At 62.6% G+C, this 14,626-nt stretch carries 17 protein-coding genes; 10 read left to right on the forward strand and 7 right to left on the reverse strand.

Going from position 1 to position 14,626, the window contains the following annotated elements; genetic code table 11:
* Positions 1–63: 63 nt before the first annotated feature.
* Positions 64–1,104, forward strand: a complete 1,041-nt coding sequence (gene trhO / locus VW35_RS14590; protein WP_200896901.1) for an oxygen-dependent tRNA uridine(34) hydroxylase TrhO — start codon at positions 64–66, stop codon at positions 1,102–1,104.
* On the opposite strand, the gene VW35_RS14595 is transcribed toward trhO, so the two are convergent.
* Both VW35_RS14595 and VW35_RS14600 read right to left on the reverse strand, forming a co-directional pair.
* Complete coding sequence (locus VW35_RS14595) at positions 1,101–1,415, reverse strand: HigA family addiction module antitoxin (protein WP_046143787.1); 315 nt, start codon at positions 1,413–1,415, stop codon at positions 1,101–1,103. The two genes, trhO and VW35_RS14595, sit on opposite strands and share 4 nt — an antisense overlap.
* Positions 1,387–1,671 (reverse strand): type II toxin-antitoxin system RelE/ParE family toxin, encoded by a 285-nt coding sequence (locus VW35_RS14600; RefSeq protein ID WP_046143788.1) that lies wholly within the window; start codon positions 1,669–1,671, stop codon positions 1,387–1,389. The genes VW35_RS14595 and VW35_RS14600 overlap by 29 nt, the downstream gene beginning before the upstream one ends.
* Before the next feature lie 138 nt (positions 1,672–1,809).
* Here VW35_RS14600 and VW35_RS14605 point away from each other — a divergent pair, with 138 nt between their 5' ends.
* Positions 1,810–2,739, forward strand: coding sequence for a LysR family transcriptional regulator (locus tag VW35_RS14605; protein WP_046143789.1), 930 nt, complete (start codon positions 1,810–1,812; stop codon positions 2,737–2,739).
* A 22-nt stretch (positions 2,740–2,761) separates the two neighbouring features.
* Complete coding sequence (locus tag VW35_RS14610; RefSeq protein WP_046143790.1) at positions 2,762–4,375, forward strand: GMC family oxidoreductase; 1,614 nt, start codon at positions 2,762–2,764, stop codon at positions 4,373–4,375.
* On the opposite strand, the gene VW35_RS20700 is transcribed toward VW35_RS14610, so the two are convergent.
* Complete coding sequence (locus tag VW35_RS20700) at positions 4,372–5,184, reverse strand: LytTR family DNA-binding domain-containing protein (RefSeq protein WP_052951752.1); 813 nt, start codon at positions 5,182–5,184, stop codon at positions 4,372–4,374. The genes VW35_RS14610 and VW35_RS20700 overlap by 4 nt on opposite strands.
* Positions 5,185–5,243: 59 nt before the next feature.
* On the opposite strand from VW35_RS20700, the gene VW35_RS14620 reads away from it, so the two are divergent.
* Positions 5,244–5,738, forward strand: a complete 495-nt coding sequence (locus VW35_RS14620) for a DUF2306 domain-containing protein (RefSeq protein ID WP_046143791.1) — start codon at positions 5,244–5,246, stop codon at positions 5,736–5,738.
* Here VW35_RS14620 and mbfA read toward each other — a convergent pair.
* The gene (gene mbfA, locus VW35_RS14625) at positions 5,735–6,715 is read right to left on the reverse strand and encodes an iron exporter MbfA (protein WP_046143792.1); all 981 of its coding nucleotides are present in this window, start codon (positions 6,713–6,715) and stop codon (positions 5,735–5,737) included. The genes VW35_RS14620 and mbfA overlap by 4 nt on opposite strands.
* 147 nt (positions 6,716–6,862) lie before the next feature.
* On the opposite strand from mbfA, the gene VW35_RS14630 reads away from it, so the two are divergent.
* Positions 6,863–7,090, forward strand: coding sequence for a hypothetical protein (locus VW35_RS14630; RefSeq protein ID WP_046143793.1), 228 nt, complete (start codon positions 6,863–6,865; stop codon positions 7,088–7,090).
* A 2-nt stretch (positions 7,091–7,092) separates the two neighbouring features.
* Here VW35_RS14630 and VW35_RS14635 read toward each other — a convergent pair whose 3' ends face one another.
* Both VW35_RS14635 and VW35_RS14640 read right to left on the reverse strand, forming a co-directional pair.
* A complete protein-coding gene (locus VW35_RS14635) occupies positions 7,093–8,346 on the reverse strand; it encodes an NAD(P)/FAD-dependent oxidoreductase (protein ID WP_046143794.1) in 1,254 nt (417 codons plus the stop codon).
* A gap of 16 nt (positions 8,347–8,362) precedes the next feature.
* Positions 8,363–9,292: a LysR substrate-binding domain-containing protein gene (locus VW35_RS14640; protein ID WP_046143795.1), complete on the reverse strand. Its 930-nt coding sequence runs from the start codon at positions 9,290–9,292 to the stop codon at positions 8,363–8,365.
* A 111-nt stretch (positions 9,293–9,403) separates the two neighbouring features.
* Here VW35_RS14640 and VW35_RS21590 point away from each other — a divergent pair, with 111 nt between their 5' ends.
* The 4 genes from VW35_RS21590 to VW35_RS14655 all read left to right on the forward strand — a co-directional run bounded on the left by VW35_RS21590 (position 9,404) and on the right by VW35_RS14655 (position 11,543).
* Positions 9,404–9,550 (forward strand): hypothetical protein, encoded by a 147-nt coding sequence (locus tag VW35_RS21590; RefSeq protein WP_161796917.1) that lies wholly within the window; start codon positions 9,404–9,406, stop codon positions 9,548–9,550.
* 55 nt (positions 9,551–9,605) lie between these two features.
* Positions 9,606–10,079: a hypothetical protein gene (locus VW35_RS14645; protein ID WP_046143796.1), complete on the forward strand. Its 474-nt coding sequence runs from the start codon at positions 9,606–9,608 to the stop codon at positions 10,077–10,079.
* Positions 10,080–10,352: 273 nt separating this feature from the next.
* A complete protein-coding gene (locus VW35_RS14650) occupies positions 10,353–10,955 on the forward strand; it encodes a LysE family translocator (protein ID WP_046143797.1) in 603 nt (200 codons plus the stop codon).
* A gap of 276 nt (positions 10,956–11,231) precedes the next feature.
* Positions 11,232–11,543 carry a hypothetical protein gene (locus VW35_RS14655; RefSeq protein ID WP_152662606.1) on the forward strand — a complete coding sequence of 104 codons (312 nt, stop codon included), beginning with the start codon at positions 11,232–11,234 and terminating at the stop codon, positions 11,541–11,543.
* 92 nt (positions 11,544–11,635) lie between these two features.
* Here the strand turns inward: VW35_RS14655 and VW35_RS14660 are convergent, their stop codons facing one another.
* The gene (locus VW35_RS14660; protein ID WP_052951753.1) at positions 11,636–12,550 is read right to left on the reverse strand and encodes an extensin-like domain-containing protein; all 915 of its coding nucleotides are present in this window, start codon (positions 12,548–12,550) and stop codon (positions 11,636–11,638) included.
* 92 nt (positions 12,551–12,642) lie between these two features.
* Here VW35_RS14660 and lepA point away from each other — a divergent pair, with 92 nt between their 5' ends.
* Positions 12,643–14,448, forward strand: a complete 1,806-nt coding sequence (gene lepA, locus VW35_RS14665; RefSeq protein ID WP_046143799.1) for a translation elongation factor 4 — start codon at positions 12,643–12,645, stop codon at positions 14,446–14,448.
* Positions 14,449–14,626: the final 178 nt, after the last annotated feature.

Here is a 14,626-nt window from a genome sequence, read left to right on the forward strand (position 1 = left end):
CCTCCCGATGTCTTGCTTGCAAGTGCCCGTGACGCCGGGACCAGCCGGTGATATGAGCGCGCCATGACCGCGCCCCATCCGAAATCTGCCGCCAGTGTGCAACAGGACAATCATCCATACAAGGTGATGGCGATCTACAAGTTCGCCTCCCTGCCCGATGCCGAAGCGCTCAAGGCGCCGCTCGCTGCCTTTTGTTGCAGCGGCGGCATCAAGGGCACGCTGATCCTGGCGCCCGAAGGCATCAACGGCACCGTTGCCGGTTCACCGGACGCCATCGACGCTCTTGCCGAATTTCTTTTTGTCTCCGGCCCGTTCGGCGATCGTTTGGTAGGGGCGGAGACAAAATACTCCTTTGCCGAAGAGGCCCCGTTCCTGCGCATGAAGGTACGGCTCAAGCCCGAAATCGTGACGCTGCGCGCGCCGGAGGCCGATCCTTCCAAACGTGTTGGCACCTATGTCGAACCGGAGGACTGGAACGAGCTTATTGATCGCAACGACGTCGTCCTTGTCGATACGCGCAACGACTATGAGGTTGGCCTCGGCACCTTCCAGCGCGCGCTTGATCCCAAGACCGCAAGCTTTGTCGAGTTCAAGGACTATGTGGCCAAGAACCTCGATTCGGCGCGGGACAAGAAAGTCGCCATGTTCTGCACCGGCGGCATCCGCTGCGAAAAGGCTTCTTCTTATCTTCTGAGCCAGGGCTTTGAAGAGGTTTTTCACCTCAAGGGCGGCATCCTGAAATATCTCGAGGTGACGCCGAAGGAGGAGAGCCGCTTTGCCGGGGAGTGTTTCGTCTTCGACGAACGCGTGTCGGTCGGCCACGGCCTCGAACTCGGCAGTGCTACGCTCTGCCGCGCCTGCCGCCATCCGCTGACGGAAGCCGATCGAGACCATAAGGATTTTGCCGAAGGTCTCTCCTGCCCCTATTGCGCCGGCGACACCGCCAAGCACGAGGCCGCCGCCGAACGCCAGCACCAGATGGACCTCGCCAAAAAACGCGGCACAGCCCACCTCGGCGACGCGGTCAAGGAAATCGCGGCACGGGCGAAAGCGGAGAAGATCGCGCGCGCCGAGGAGTCGCGGGCTCGAAATAGCGAGGGCTAAGCTGCGCGCGGCGCGATCGCCTCAAGGTCCTTGCCGATTTCCCGACGGCGCTGCATCAGGTCGAATTCTGTCTGCAATGACAGGAAAAAACCTTCAGACAAGCCGAAATAGCGCGCCAGTCGCAAGTCGGTGTCGGCGGTGACACCGCGTTGACCAAGAACGATCTCGTTGATCCGCCGCGGCGGTACGCGGATCGCACGCGCGAGCCCGTTCTGGCTCAAGCTCATGGGTTTGAGAAAATCTTCGAGCAGAATTTCACCCGGGTGCGGGTTGGGCAAAAGCTCATCCATGATAGTCGACGATTTCGACATTGCTCGGTCCTCCTTCGTCCCAGACGAAACAGATGCGCCATTGGTTGTTGATGCCGATGCTCCACCGCCCGGCACGATCGCCCTTCAAGCTCTCCAGACGATTGCCCGGTGGAATGCGAAGGTCGCCAATTACTCTGGCTGCGTTGACCAGACGCAATTTGCGCAACGCCACCGATTGAATGTCGGACGGCAGCTTTCGGCTGCGCCGCCCGTTCCAGATCAACTCGGTTTCGGCATCGGCAAAACTCCGGATCATACACGAATATAACGCTAAGCGTTATATAACGTTAGGCGTTATATAACGCAATCCGTTATGCGCCATTCAACGCATAGACTCTTTCAATGCGAGGGCTGATATTCCGGCTTATTGACCAGCCTTCTATAAGCCAATCCGATGGACCTCGATCAGCTTCGCACTTTTGACCGCATCGTTCGCGAGCAGAGTTTTACCAAGGCGGCGGCCTATCTCAATATCACCCAGGCGACGGCCTCGATGCGCATGCGGGCGCTGGAGCAGCTTTTGGGCGTCTCGCTTTTCGTGCGGGGCCGTACCGTCAGCCTGACCGATCAGGGCATGACTTTCCTGCCCTTTGCGCGCCGCATGATCGGCACGGCGCAGGAAGCACGCGAAGCGCTGCGGCGTGTCGAGCGCGGGCGGATCACGATTGCTTCGCTCCGCAGTCTTGTTTCGCCGCTGGTCACCGAAAGCCTCCTGCGCTTTCAGGAAAAATACCCTTCCGTCGATGTGGTGGTGAACGAGGGGCGGCAGGCGCAGATCGCCGAAATGCTGCATGAGCGCCAGTCCGAACTCGGCATTCTCTGTTGGCCCAATCTCGAACCGCTGGCCGTCGATCTCGTGCCGCTCCTGACCATGCGCGAGCGCGTGCCGCTGGTCGTCGCCCCTGAAATTGCCGCCAAACTCCCGGTGAGGCCGACGCTGGCCAGCATTCTCGATCACGTGCCGCGGGTCATTTCGCTCCGCTGGTGGCAGGTCGAGCCCGAAGGCGCATCGGCCTTTACCCGCATGGCCCAGACCAGCGTCGAACTGCCGACCGGGCCGGCACGGCGCCTCGCAATCAAGGGCGAAGGCACCGGCTTTTTCGTCCAATCGGCCATTGCCGACGATCTTGAAGCCGGGCGGCTGGTCGAAATCCAGCCCGTCGATGCCGAACCGCTCCACCGCGACACGGCCATGGTCGTCCGCTCGCTCGCCGCGCTCGATCGCCCAATGCTCGTCGACTTCATCCGTGAAATCGCCGGCGAATGCGCGCGAGTGGGCACAATCCTCGATAGCCGACTAGAAGACCTGCTTCCCGCCGCATAATCTCCAGGCAAGAGGAGATATTATGCCCACATACGACTTCGTCATTGCCGGCGGCGGCTCGGCTGCGTCGGTTGCCGCCTGGCGGCTGGTCCGGGATTTCGGTTTTCGCGTCCTGATGCTCGAGCGCGGCCGGGCGCGGACCAATCGCATCATGGCCATGCCCGCCGGCTATATGAAATATCTCGGGCAGGACACATTCCTTGAGATGCACAAGACCGTGCCGCAGCCCCAGCTCGGCGGCCGCGCACCGATCGTGCCGGTGGCCAAGGTTTTAGGCGGCGGTTCGTCGGTCAATGCCATGGTCTATATGCGCGGCCAGAAAGAGGATTACGACGGTTGGGCCCAAAGCTTTGGCAATGATCCATCATGGTCCTATGACGGCATACTGCCCCACTTTACCGGCATCGAGGACAATGCCCGGCTTCATGATCGCTTCCACGGCGCAGGTGGCCCGCTGCGCGTCTCCGATCCCGGCTACACGACGCAGACGACGCATGATTTCATCGCCGCTGCAGAGGCGCTGGGCCACAAGCCGAACCCCGATTTCAACGGCGCGACGCAATTCGGCGTCGGCATCATGCAGCACACCTATGCGCAATGGGGCCGCTATAAGGAGCGCTCGGACGCCGTCAAAGCCTTCCTCGATCCGCTCAAGGGCGACGAGCGGCTAACGATCATTTCCGAAGCGCGCGTCGACAAGATCCTCATCGAAAACGGCCGCGCCACCGGCGTCAGCTATACTAAAAACGGCGAAAGCCACACGATCCGCGCCGAGCGCGAAGTGCTTATCGGCGCCGGCACCTATAACAGCGCCAAGCTGATGATGCTCTCCGGCATCGGCCCGGCCGACCATTTGCGCCAGCATGGCATTGGCGTCGTCGCCGATGTCGCGGGCGTCGGGCAGAACCTGCAGGACCATCACGAAGTTCCGGTTATCGCGACGACCAAAGGAAAATCCGGCTATTTTGGGCAGGACCGCGGCTGGAACATGATCCGAAACGGCCTCCAATATCTCCTCACCAATACCGGCCCCGTGACCACCACCGGCATCGAAGCCTGCATGTTCTTCGATCCCGACGGCGGCCCTCGCCCGACCATCCAGCTTTATTGCGCCCCGATCGTCTATCTCGATCGCGACGTCTCGGCGGCAAAACCCACCTATGGCGTCACCTTCACCTCCTGCCTTCTCCGCCCCAAGGCCCGCGGCAGCGTCACGCTGCGCTCGGCCAACCCAGCCGATCAGCCGGTGGTCGATTGCAACTTCTTCGGTCACCCCGACGACCTTCGCCTCACCATCGCTGCCCTGCACGAGGCGCGAAAACTGCTGAAGTCGTCGCCGCTCGTGGAAAAGATCGATACCGAACTGCTCCCCGGACAGGCGGTGATGGATGATCCCGAAGCGCTGGAAAAATATTGCGGGCAGACGGTCAAAACCAACTACCACCCCGTCGGCACGCTGCGCATGGGCCGGGCGGATGATCCGACAGCGGTGGTCGACAGCGAGTTGCGCGTGCGCGGGGTCGAAGGCCTGCGGGTCATCGACTGCTCGATCATGCCGCAGATCGTCTCGGGCAATACCAATGCGCCGGCCATGGCGATCGGGTCGAAGGCGGCAAGCATTTTGGCGGAGCGCTAAGCCAGCAACCCTGCCGCCTTCACCGCATCCACAAACGTCCGGCTCACCGGCACCACCGTGCCGGTGTGAAGCTCCAGCACCGGCTTGCCGCTCTGCCGAAATCCCCGGCGCACGGCAGCAAGCGCGACCCAGTGCGAGCGATGCACCTGCAGTCCCGGCTCGGGCGCAGTCTCGCGGATAGCGTCGGAAAGGCGCATCAGCACTAGCGTGGTGCCTTTGTCGGTGGTCACATCGACATAGTGGTCGGACACGGCAATATGCAGCAGCCGCCCGCGTTGCGGCCGCGGCAAACGATCGAGCAAAATGGGCTCGGCCGGCACAGTCGGCGCCTCAACCACCACACTCGCTTCTTTCGGCCGCATGCCGACCAAGGCGCTCGCCAGCGTCACCACCGAAGCAATGGCGGTGCAATAAATCAGCAATGTCAGAAGCCCGACGGGCGTGTCCGGCCCAAACGCCAGAAGATTGACCACCGCAACCACCGCCATGATCGGTGGCCCGGCCAATGCACCGCCGATCAGCGCAGCGGCGGAGAGGGGAAACCACCTCTTGAGCCAGCGCTCGGCCAGCCCCGCCACCAGCGTGCCCATGGCCCCGGTGCCGATAATGACGGCGATCCAATAAAGTACCCTTGGCACCAGCGGCACGGCCTCATAGGTCCCGAACGGACCGACGAGCCCGGCGATAAGCCCCATGAGCGCGAGCAGCATCCAGCTCCGCCCGTCGCGCATCAGGGCCTGCATCTGGCGAAGCGTGGATTGCAGGACGGTGTCGTTCACGAAGCGGGCATGCAGCTCAAGGATTGGCATTTGCAGGAGACAATCTATCCGCCCAAGGCTTGGCGGCATAGCCACGACAGATATTTGCCATGACCCTTGCCCCGCTGCTCTCCGCTGATTTCGCCATCCAGATCCATGCATTCACCGCGAGCCTCGCCGTGCCGATCGGCGGCTTCGTGCTCTGGCGCAAGAAGGGCACGGCGCTCCACAAGCTGCTCGGGCCAGTCTGGGTGATCCTGATGTTCATCGCCGCCACCAGCGCGCTTTTCATTCACGAAATCCGGCTGATCGGGCCGTTCAGCCCGATCCACCTGTTTACGATCTTCACCTTTGTCGCGCTGTTCAACGGCCTCCGCGCCATCATCGTCCACCACGATGTCGCGCGGCATCGCGGCAGTATGCAGGCGCTCTATGTCGGCGCACTCTTGCTTGCTGGCGCCTTCACGCTTTTACCCGGACGGCGCATGAACGCGGTTCTCTTCGGGCCCGATGCTGGCTGGACCCCATCACTCCTCGCGATCGGCTGCATCCTCGCCGTCGCTGCCTTCCTCTGGCTGCGCTGGCGTCGTCCGGCTTTGGCCTAGGCCATGCCGATGAAGACGCCGGCGCCGAACACCAGCGCGCCGCCGATGACGACCTGCAAGACCGCGCGCCAGAACGGGGTCTGCATATAGCGCTTCTGGATATAGGCAATCGCCCAGAGTTCGAGCACGACGACGGCGGCTGCGATGCCGGTCGCGGTCCAGAAATCGTGGATGAGATAGGGCATGGCGTGCCCAAGCCCACCCACCGCCGTCATGATACCAGCTGCCAGGCCGCGCTTGATGGGCGAACCGCGCCCGGTCAGCTTGCCATCGTCCGATGCGGCTTCCGTAAAGCCCATGGAAATGCCGGCGCCGATCGCGGCAGCAAGGCCAACGAGAAAGGTCTGGTGCGTGTCGCCGGTCGCAAAGGCGGCGGCAAAAACAGGGGCGAGGGTCGAAACCGATCCATCCATCAGCCCCGCCAGACCCGGCTGCACATAGGTCAGAAGGAACTGGCGATGCGCCTCGTCCTTCTCGGTGTCGCGCCCGTCCTCGCCGAGGAGCGTTTCGTCGAGCTTGGTCGCCGTTGCCGCATGGCCGCGTTCGGACCGTGCGAGATCGCCCAGAAGCTTGCGGATGCCGACATCGTTGGTTTGCTTGGCCGCTTCGAGATAGAAGTGATAGGCGCTTTCTTCCATCTCCCAGACCTGCTGGCGCGCCTGTTCGAGCGTCAGGGTCTTGAGCAGCCAGACCGGCTTGCGGTTGAGGAATCCGCGCACATGCTCGCGCCGGATCGGCACGAGCCGCTTGCCGAAGCGATCGACATAAATATCGAGCAAGCGGCGGCGATGGTCGTCTTCCTCGGCCGACATGGCTTCCAAAAGAGAGGCCGAGCCCGGATAGGTGTCGCCAAGCCGCGCCGCCAGTTCGGAATAGATGCGCCCATCCTCTTCCTCGGCGGCAATGGCCAGCGACAGGATTTCGCGTTCGGAAAGGCTGGTGAAAGCACGCCGATTGTCCGGCCAAAGGGTAAACATGAGCGCCCCAACATTAGAATGATTCCAAACAATGATTAGAACGCTTCTAAATTTTCAGCAAGCGGCAAAAACCGCGCGATTAACCCTCTTTGCGACCGGCCGCCGCCGGCCGTTGCGCCCCGGCGTGGCCATGCCCATGTCAATGCCATGACCGAAGATCAGGACATTCGCGAACACGCCAATCTCGAAACGCAGCGCACGCGCTCAAACGTCTATGCGTTCCGCAAGGTCAAGTGGGGCGACCCGCGGCAAGCGTTCAAGGGATCGCGCGGCTTGGCCCGGCTACCGCGCAAGCGCTCCGGCTTGTCCGGCTTTTGGACATTTCTGATTTTTGGCGCGCTCGCCGCCATGGCGATCGCGCTTTTGCTGCGTTAGCGCTACCCGTGCAAAAACCGCCCCATCCGGAACGGGTTGACGTCGATCGCCGTCTTCTGCCCGGTCATCATCTGCGCCAAAAGCTCTCCCGTCGCTGGCCCGAGCGTAAAACCGTGATGGGCGTGTCCCACGCCGACAAACAACCCTTCATGCTTCGGCGCCTTTGAAATGATCGGCATCATGTCCGGCGTACAGGGCCGCGCGCCCTTCCAGGGCTGCGGATCGACCCGTTCGCCGAGCGGAAACACTTCTTTGGCCGCCGCTTCCGCCTTGCTGATCTGCACCGGTGTCGGCGCGGCGTCGCGCAGCGCAAATTCCGCGCCGGTCGTCAGGCGAATGCCCTGCGCCATCGGCGCCAGCACATAGCCGATTTCCGCATCGAGCAGCAGATGGTCGAGTTTCGCGCCCGGCTGCGGCTTATAATGCATATGGTAGCCGCGCTTGACGAAAAGCGGCAGGCGATAGCCGAGCCGATCGAGCACTTCCGGCGCCCACGGCCCTAGCGCCACCACGGCTTGCTTGGCCGAATGCAGCGTTCCGCCGATGCGGGTCTGCCACATATCGCCCGATTGGGTCAGCCCATCGGCCTCGCCCGAAACAAACGTGCCGCCCAGTTTCTGAAACAGCGCAAAATAGCTTGCGACCAGCGCGCCAGGGTCCCGCACCGTCCAGGGGTCGGTCCAGTGAATGCCACCCACCAGTCCGCCGATCAGATCCGGCTCCAGCGCCTTCAGCCCCGCCCAATCGACCACCTCATGATGGATATTGAATTTTTCCCGGTCGCCCTCGGCCTTGGCCGCTTCGCGCTGCAGTTTTTCTGCCGTGCGGAAAACCAGATACCAACCATCTTTGGAGATAAGCTTTTCCGCCTCTGGCCCGACTTCCTTGATCAGCGCCTCATGCGTCTCGATCGAGCGGCCGATCAGCGGGGCATAGCTTTGCACCACCTGCCGGTAATGCTCGGGCGAAGATGCCCACCAATATTTGAGCAGTGGCGGGGCGATGCGCGGCAGGGCAAGCGGTTCGTATCGCGCCGCTGTCGAAAGATGCAGCCCCACCTGCATCAGCGTCGTCAAATCGCGCGGAAACGGGTGCGGGCGCACGCCCTCGCGCTGGATGATCCCGGCATTGCCATAAGACGTCTCGCGGCCTGGCTGGTTCTTGTCGATCAGGGTCACGCTGCGCCCGCGCTTGAGGAGGTGGATGCCCGTCGCGATGCCGACGATACCGGCTCCAAGGATCAAGACGTCTTGCATATGCTCTCCTTTGCCCTCAGGGGGCCGCACGAACCTGGCCCTGCTGCTGGGCCAGATAGCCGCCGACACTGGCCGGAACTTCCTCATCCAGCCAGTCGCGGAACAGTTTTAGCTTTTTCGATTCCCGCCGGCCCCGGGCCGTGGCGAGATAATAACCGTGAACGCCCTCGACCGGCGCCGCGAAGGGCCGCACCAGCCGCCCGTCGCAGACCGGATCGGCGCTCATCATGTCGGCCGCGAGCAGAAGCCCTTGCCCGGAAATGGCTGCATCGAAGGCGAGGGAAGCATCCGAGTAGACCGGGCCGGACAGTTTTGTTCCCGGGTCGCGGCCGGCATGCTTGAGCCATAAGGGCCAGTCGAGCATGCTGGTCTGATCGGCGATCACGGGAATGTTCGCCAAGTCCGACATGTCCGGATGGGCGCGCAAAAATTCTGGCGCGCAGACGGGCTGATAGGCCTTTCCGCCGATCAGCGTCACCGCCACCCCCGGCCAGTTGCCATCGCCAAAGCGAATGCCGCAATCAAGGTCCGGCCGCGTCAGGTCCAGCATGGCGCCGGTGACCGTCAGCCGCACCTCGAGTCCCGGGTGGCGCGAAGAGAATTTGTTGACCCGCCAGATCAGCCAGCGCGACGCAAAGACCGAGCCCACGGTGACGTTGAGCACGCCCTCATGGGCCCCGGTCAGCGTTGCGAGCCCATCGCGCAGCGACGCAAAACCGGCGGAAAGCTGGGGCAGGATGTCGAGCAGTTCCGGCACGGGTTTGAGGCCCTGCGGCGTACGGGCAAAGAGCTCCATGCCCAACCGCTCCTCGGCCCGGCGCAAGTGCTGGCTGACCGCCCCGACCGTTACCCCAAGCTCTTCGGCCGCCGGAGCGAGTGCACCGGCCCGCGCCACGATCTCGATGGCGCGCAGGGCGTTGAGCGGGATGGGAAAGGGACTGCTCATATAGATTTTCTATACCGGCGGAAAAACCTTGTCCATTGCGACCGAGCGGCGCCGGGCGCAGATTAGGGGCACCTCATCCCGCCCCTAACTTTCAACTCAAGGAGACAGGCCATGACCCGCCTGATCGAACTCTTGCGCCTTGCCCTTGCCTGGCTCAACGCGCCCGTTGCCGTCCTGGCAGTGGAACCAGATCTGACACCCAGGGATTGGGCAGACCTGCCCCCTCATCATCCCCGGGCCGATGGCACGCCGTGCTGAAGCCATAATCGGGCTGACAATGGGGGAAAATTCTTCACGAGCTCGGAGTGCCGTTTTGCCCCGCCTTTCCCTCGCCCTTTCCCTGCTCGCCGTCCTCGCTCCTGCCGCCTATGCGCAGGACGCAGCGCCGGCGGCCAAGCCCAATATCACCGTCGATCCGCGCGCTATCGTCGATTCCATGCCGCAGCAGGGCACGCTGCTAACCGGGCTTTACGCCACCCAGGCCACGATCGAACTCTGTTCGGTAGAAGCCAGCGAGCCTGCGACGACCGCGATGAACGCGCATCGCCGCCAGCTCGAAACCGAGCTGCGCATGGATGAGCCCACCGCCGCCGCTGCCTATGCTGCCATCAAGTCCGATGTCGAAAAGGCGGGCGTCGATTGCGCCGAAGGTAGCAGCGACCGCCAGCAGGCCGCCCAGGTCATCGCCATCTATTCCGGCGCCGGCGCGCCCCCCGCCCAGCCGGCTTCGCCGATGGACCCGGCAGCGTCAGCCCCAGCGGCAACTCCTGCCACACCGGCGCAGTGATTTCTCAAGACCACGATTGACCAATACGTACCTTCCACGGCGGCCACGATCGGTCGCCGTGGCGTTTACTTGACCCGACCCGACGACTGTTCGTGTTCGCTGGTGGCACCGTTTTCCGGCTGAGCCGAAGCACTTTCCACCAATCGGCTTGAAATTCCCGGCCTGCTTCTCATTCAGTTGAATGATGCCGGCTGACCTTATCTTGGCCAAGTTTGGGTTCCCACTGTGACCGCGGGCCCAGGCATCATGCTCCTCGCTTTGACGTCTCCAGAAATGCGATCCATCGCCTTGGCCTATGCGATGATGCTTATCGTGCCGGGATCGAGCCTCCTGATCGTGGTTCAGGCGGGGCTAGCGACGCAGCGCAGCCATGGCGTCTGGACGGCACTCGGGGTGGCGACCGGCGCGAGCCTATTGGCGACCATGCTCGCCTTTTCAGCGACATACTTCCTGATCTCAAGCGCGGTCGTCGAAGTGGGGCGGCTGGTTTGCATCTTGGTCTTGCTGCTCGCTGGCATTCGAGCCCTCAACAGTCGCCATTCGCAAGCCGACACGATCCTAGGCCGGTCTGGGGCAATTGGTCTGGTCCCTTTCGGCATGGGTCTGGCAACTGCCATGGCCAATCCGATCAGCCTTGCATTCTTTGCCAGTTCTGCCCTCTCGCTGCCGCGTCCCGCCGATGTGGCCAGCCTGGCATCGCTGCCGCTCCTCGTTTTTGTGATGGCTTTCAGCTGGTATGGCAGTGTCGGATTCTTGTTGGCCAAACCACACTTCAGCGCGGTCCATCGCAGGATTTTTCGGAGTTTTTCCATCGGTAGCGGCTTGGCGCTGGTGCTCCTGGCTTGTGCGATGGCGATCTCGATCCGGCCAATCTAGCGCTCAAGGTTCGCAACATACGGCGGGACGCTCACGCCCAAAAATCATTCATATGAATGATGTTGCCCGGTCCTCGAAGCGGCATCCTTCTTTAAGGCAGTCGACAGAGGCGGTGACGGTTTGCCATTTGACGAGCGGGTTTTGAGCCATGCATTGACCATCCTGCTGGGATTGCGGCTAAATCTGCTTCTCAGAAACGCTTTGCACCGTTGAACCATGCCCTACCGCCTCTCGCGCCGCATGTCATCGACCGGATCAACCCCAGAGCGTGGCACCATGAGCGTACTTGATCAGATCTACGAAGCCGCCTTTGTGCCGGACCAGTGGCCCGATGTCCTTGGCAGGATTGCCGAGCTTAGCAGTTCCTATTCCGGCGCCCTCCTGATCATCGACCCGAAACTGCCCCCGATGTTTGCGTCAACGCCAAACATCGCCGACTCCTTGGCCGAATTTGCGAAAACGCCGCACTGGTATACCAACGCACCGGCGCACAGACTGCGCAAGCTCGGCTATCCGGGTGGAAGCGATAGCCAGATCTTCAGTGCAAACATGCACACCGTCAAAGCCTCCCTCAAATACCATTTCTAACGAACCTGACCCGCGGCGTCTCCTAACGGCGCGCCTTGGGCACCTGGGCCTGACGAGGCTTTTGCCAGCCTCTCAGGCCCTTTTTGCCAGCCTCACTCGCAAATCTGCGCCGTGCAGGTCTGTCCGTGGCATCCGAGATCGAGATGCAGGTGATCCTCGTGGTCGGCATTTGCCTCGGGGCCCAACACGGTCGTAAAAATCCCGCAGGCCGCGCCATGGGATTGGCGCAGTAATTTACCTTCAGGCGCCGTGGCCGGTTGCCACTGGTCCTTGACCGAAATGCTCTCGCCGTTTTCGAGCGTAAAGCCCACGAGGTCGATGGCATTGGCAAAGCCATGCTCCGAGGTAAAGCCTTCATCCCCACCAACGCGGTCGCGGCACATATAGGATGTGCCGGTCGTCAGTTCGGCGATCGGACTATCCATCGCGGCCCTGGAATAGGCGTCGACATCGGCGGTCCATTCGGCGAGTGCGCCCGCCATTTCGCAATTGGTGGTGACCGGGCTCGATAGCGGGATCGTCCGGCCATTGGCGCTGACGGCGTCGAGCTCCAGCGGCGAGCGTTCACCGCATATGCCCTCCGCAATCGGCGGCAGCATTTTTCCAACCACCAGTCCCGAGAGCAGAGCCGGACAGGCGGTCTGGTAGACGCGCTCGGCTGCCGGCTCGGCTGGTGCGACGGGCTCGGCCATTTCGGGCTCGGCCGCAGCCGGGGTGGCCTCGGGTTCATCCGGTGGCTCGGCCGGCGGCGGTGGTGCTTCCGCCTCGGTGCCCAGCCCTGCCGGCCGCGGGCGCGGGATCGGCGGGGGCGCATCCTCAGTCACCCCGTCGTCCGCCTTCGTCTCCGATGCAGCCTCGGCCGGCTCCACCTTCGGCGCCGGTTTCGGCGCGGGCCGCCGGGGTGAAAGATCCTCGACGAGATCCTGCAGCGGCTGGAGAAAATCCTGCGCCGCGACGGGGCTGGCGAGGGCAAGGAGCAGGGCGAGGACGATGGGGGAGTGACGCATGAAGGGCGCAACGCGCTAAACCCCGTCGCCGTTGCCGTTTACCCCGCGGAAACCATCTTTCTCCGCCCCGCGCCTTCTGCTATCAGGCCGCCATGACCACGCCGCTCAAGAATATCCGCAATTTTTCCATCGTCGCCCATATCGACCATGGCAAATCGACGCTCGCCGACCGCCTCATCCAGATGACGGGCGGGCTCGACCTGCGCGAGATGAAGGAACAGGTTCTCGACTCGATGGATATCGAGCGCGAGCGCGGCATCACCATCAAGGCGCAGACCGTGCGCCTCAACTACAAGGCGCAGGACGGGGAAACCTACGTCCTCAACCTCATCGACACGCCCGGCCACGTCGACTTCGCCTATGAAGTCTCGCGCTCCATGGCCGCCGTCGAAGGCTCGCTGCTGGTCGTCGACGCCTCCCAGGGCGTCGAGGCGCAGACCCTTGCCAATGTCTACCATGCGCTCGATGCCAATCACGAGATCGTCCCGGTTCTCAACAAGGTCGACCTCCCCGCCGCCGATATCCCCCGCGTCAAAGCGCAGATCGAGGATGTCATCGGCATCGATGCATCCGACGCCGTTGAAATTTCCGCCAAGACCGGTCTCAATATCGACCAGGTTCTCGAAGCCATCGTCCATCGCCTCCCCGCCCCCCAGGGCGACATCAATGCGCCATTGAAGGCCCTCCTCGTCGATAGCTGGTACGACACCTATCTCGGCGTCGTCGTTCTCGTCCGCATCATCGACGGGGTGATGAAAAAGGGCCAAAAGATCCGCATGATGGCCTCGGGCGCGGTCTATGAGCTCGATCGCGTCGCCGTGCAGACCCCGAAGCTCGTCGAAGTCGGCGAGCTCACCCCCGGGGAACTGGGCGTCTTTACTGCCTCGATCAAGGAAGTCGCCGATACCAATGTCGGCGATACCATCACCGACGACCGAAAACCCACCGCAAACCCCCTGCCCGACTTCCGCCCGGCCCAGCCGGTGGTGTTCTGCGGCCTTTTCCCGGTCGATGCTTCGGACTTCGATGAACTGCGCGCCGCCATGGGCAAGCTCCGGCTCAACGACGCCAGCTTCTCGTTCGAAATGGAAACTAGCGCTGCATTGGGTTTTGGCTTCCGCTGCGGCTTTCTTGGGCTTTTGCACCTCGAAATCATCCAGGAGCGTCTCTCCCGCGAGTTCGATCTCGATCTCATCGCCACCGCCCCTTCGGTGGTCTATGAGGTCGAATTGACCAATGACGAGACGATCATGCTGCACAATCCGGCCGACCTGCCGGATGTGATGAAGATCCGCGAGATCCGCGAGCCCTGGATCAAGGCGACGATCCTGACGCCCGACGAATATCTCGGCGCGATTCTAAAACTCTGCCAGGACCGGCGCGGTGTGCAGCGCAATCTCTCCTATGTCGGCCAGCGCGCCATGGTCGAATACGACCTGCCGCTCAACGAAGTGGTTTTTGACTTTTACGATCGCCTCAAGTCGATCTCGAAGGGCTATGCGAGCTTTGACTATCAGCTCGCCGAGCACCGCGAAGGCGACCTGGTAAAACTTTCGATCCTGGTCAATGCCGAGCCGGTCGATGCGCTCTCGATGCTCGTCCACCGCTCCGTCGCGGAATCGCGCGGCCGCGTCATGTGCGAAAAGCTGAAAGAGCTGATCCCGCCGCATCTCTTCGTCATTCCGATCCAGGCCGCTATCGGCGGAAAAATCATCGCCCGCGAAACCGTCCGCGCCATGCGCAAGGACGTTACCGCAAAGTGCTATGGCGGCGACGCCACGCGTAAACGCAAACTGCTCGAAAAGCAGAAGGCCGGCAAGAAGCGCATGCGCCAGTTCGGCAGCGTGGAAATCCCGCAAGAAGCCTTCATCAAGGCCCTCAAGATGGGTGACGACTGAGCGGTCGAAACACCGGGCACCCAAGCTAACCCCCACCTATCCTCACCCTGGGAGGGGAGGGATCTGCCGACGGCCCACTGGCACCAAGCCTAACGCGATGCGTCCCTCCCCCCTATCAGGGGGAGGCCAGGTGGGGGTTTTCCACCCTCGAGCGCCCCGCTCCCCCACCACCGCCCGT

Origin of the sequence: Devosia soli (assembly GCF_000970455.1) — a bacterium.
GTDB classification, from domain to species: Bacteria; Pseudomonadota; Alphaproteobacteria; order Rhizobiales; family Devosiaceae; genus Devosia; species Devosia soli.

What these genes read in the sequence shown, in the direction of transcription:
- trhO (WP_200896901.1), top strand. Translation starts at nt 64, where the DNA reads ATGACCGCGCCCCATCCGAAATCTGCCGCCAGTGTGCAACAGGACAAT.
- VW35_RS14595 (WP_046143787.1), bottom strand. Translation starts at nt 1,415, where the DNA reads ATGTCGAAATCGTCGACTATCATGGATGAGCTTTTGCCCAACCCGCAC.
- VW35_RS14600 (WP_046143788.1), bottom strand. Translation starts at nt 1,671, where the DNA reads ATGATCCGGAGTTTTGCCGATGCCGAAACCGAGTTGATCTGGAACGGG.
- VW35_RS14605 (WP_046143789.1), top strand. Translation starts at nt 1,810, where the DNA reads ATGGACCTCGATCAGCTTCGCACTTTTGACCGCATCGTTCGCGAGCAG.
- VW35_RS14610 (WP_046143790.1), top strand. Translation starts at nt 2,762, where the DNA reads ATGCCCACATACGACTTCGTCATTGCCGGCGGCGGCTCGGCTGCGTCG.
- VW35_RS20700 (WP_052951752.1), bottom strand. Translation starts at nt 5,184, where the DNA reads ATGCCAATCCTTGAGCTGCATGCCCGCTTCGTGAACGACACCGTCCTG.
- VW35_RS14620 (WP_046143791.1), top strand. Translation starts at nt 5,244, where the DNA reads ATGACCCTTGCCCCGCTGCTCTCCGCTGATTTCGCCATCCAGATCCAT.
- mbfA (WP_046143792.1), bottom strand. Translation starts at nt 6,715, where the DNA reads ATGTTTACCCTTTGGCCGGACAATCGGCGTGCTTTCACCAGCCTTTCC.
- VW35_RS14630 (WP_046143793.1), top strand. Translation starts at nt 6,863, where the DNA reads ATGACCGAAGATCAGGACATTCGCGAACACGCCAATCTCGAAACGCAG.
- VW35_RS14635 (WP_046143794.1), bottom strand. Translation starts at nt 8,346, where the DNA reads ATGCAAGACGTCTTGATCCTTGGAGCCGGTATCGTCGGCATCGCGACG.
- VW35_RS14640 (WP_046143795.1), bottom strand. Translation starts at nt 9,292, where the DNA reads ATGAGCAGTCCCTTTCCCATCCCGCTCAACGCCCTGCGCGCCATCGAG.
- VW35_RS21590 (WP_161796917.1), top strand. Translation starts at nt 9,404, where the DNA reads ATGACCCGCCTGATCGAACTCTTGCGCCTTGCCCTTGCCTGGCTCAAC.
- VW35_RS14650 (WP_046143797.1), top strand. Translation starts at nt 10,353, where the DNA reads ATGCGATCCATCGCCTTGGCCTATGCGATGATGCTTATCGTGCCGGGA.
- VW35_RS14655 (WP_152662606.1), top strand. Translation starts at nt 11,232, where the DNA reads ATGAGCGTACTTGATCAGATCTACGAAGCCGCCTTTGTGCCGGACCAG.
- VW35_RS14660 (WP_052951753.1), bottom strand. Translation starts at nt 12,550, where the DNA reads ATGCGTCACTCCCCCATCGTCCTCGCCCTGCTCCTTGCCCTCGCCAGC.
- lepA (WP_046143799.1), top strand. Translation starts at nt 12,643, where the DNA reads ATGACCACGCCGCTCAAGAATATCCGCAATTTTTCCATCGTCGCCCAT.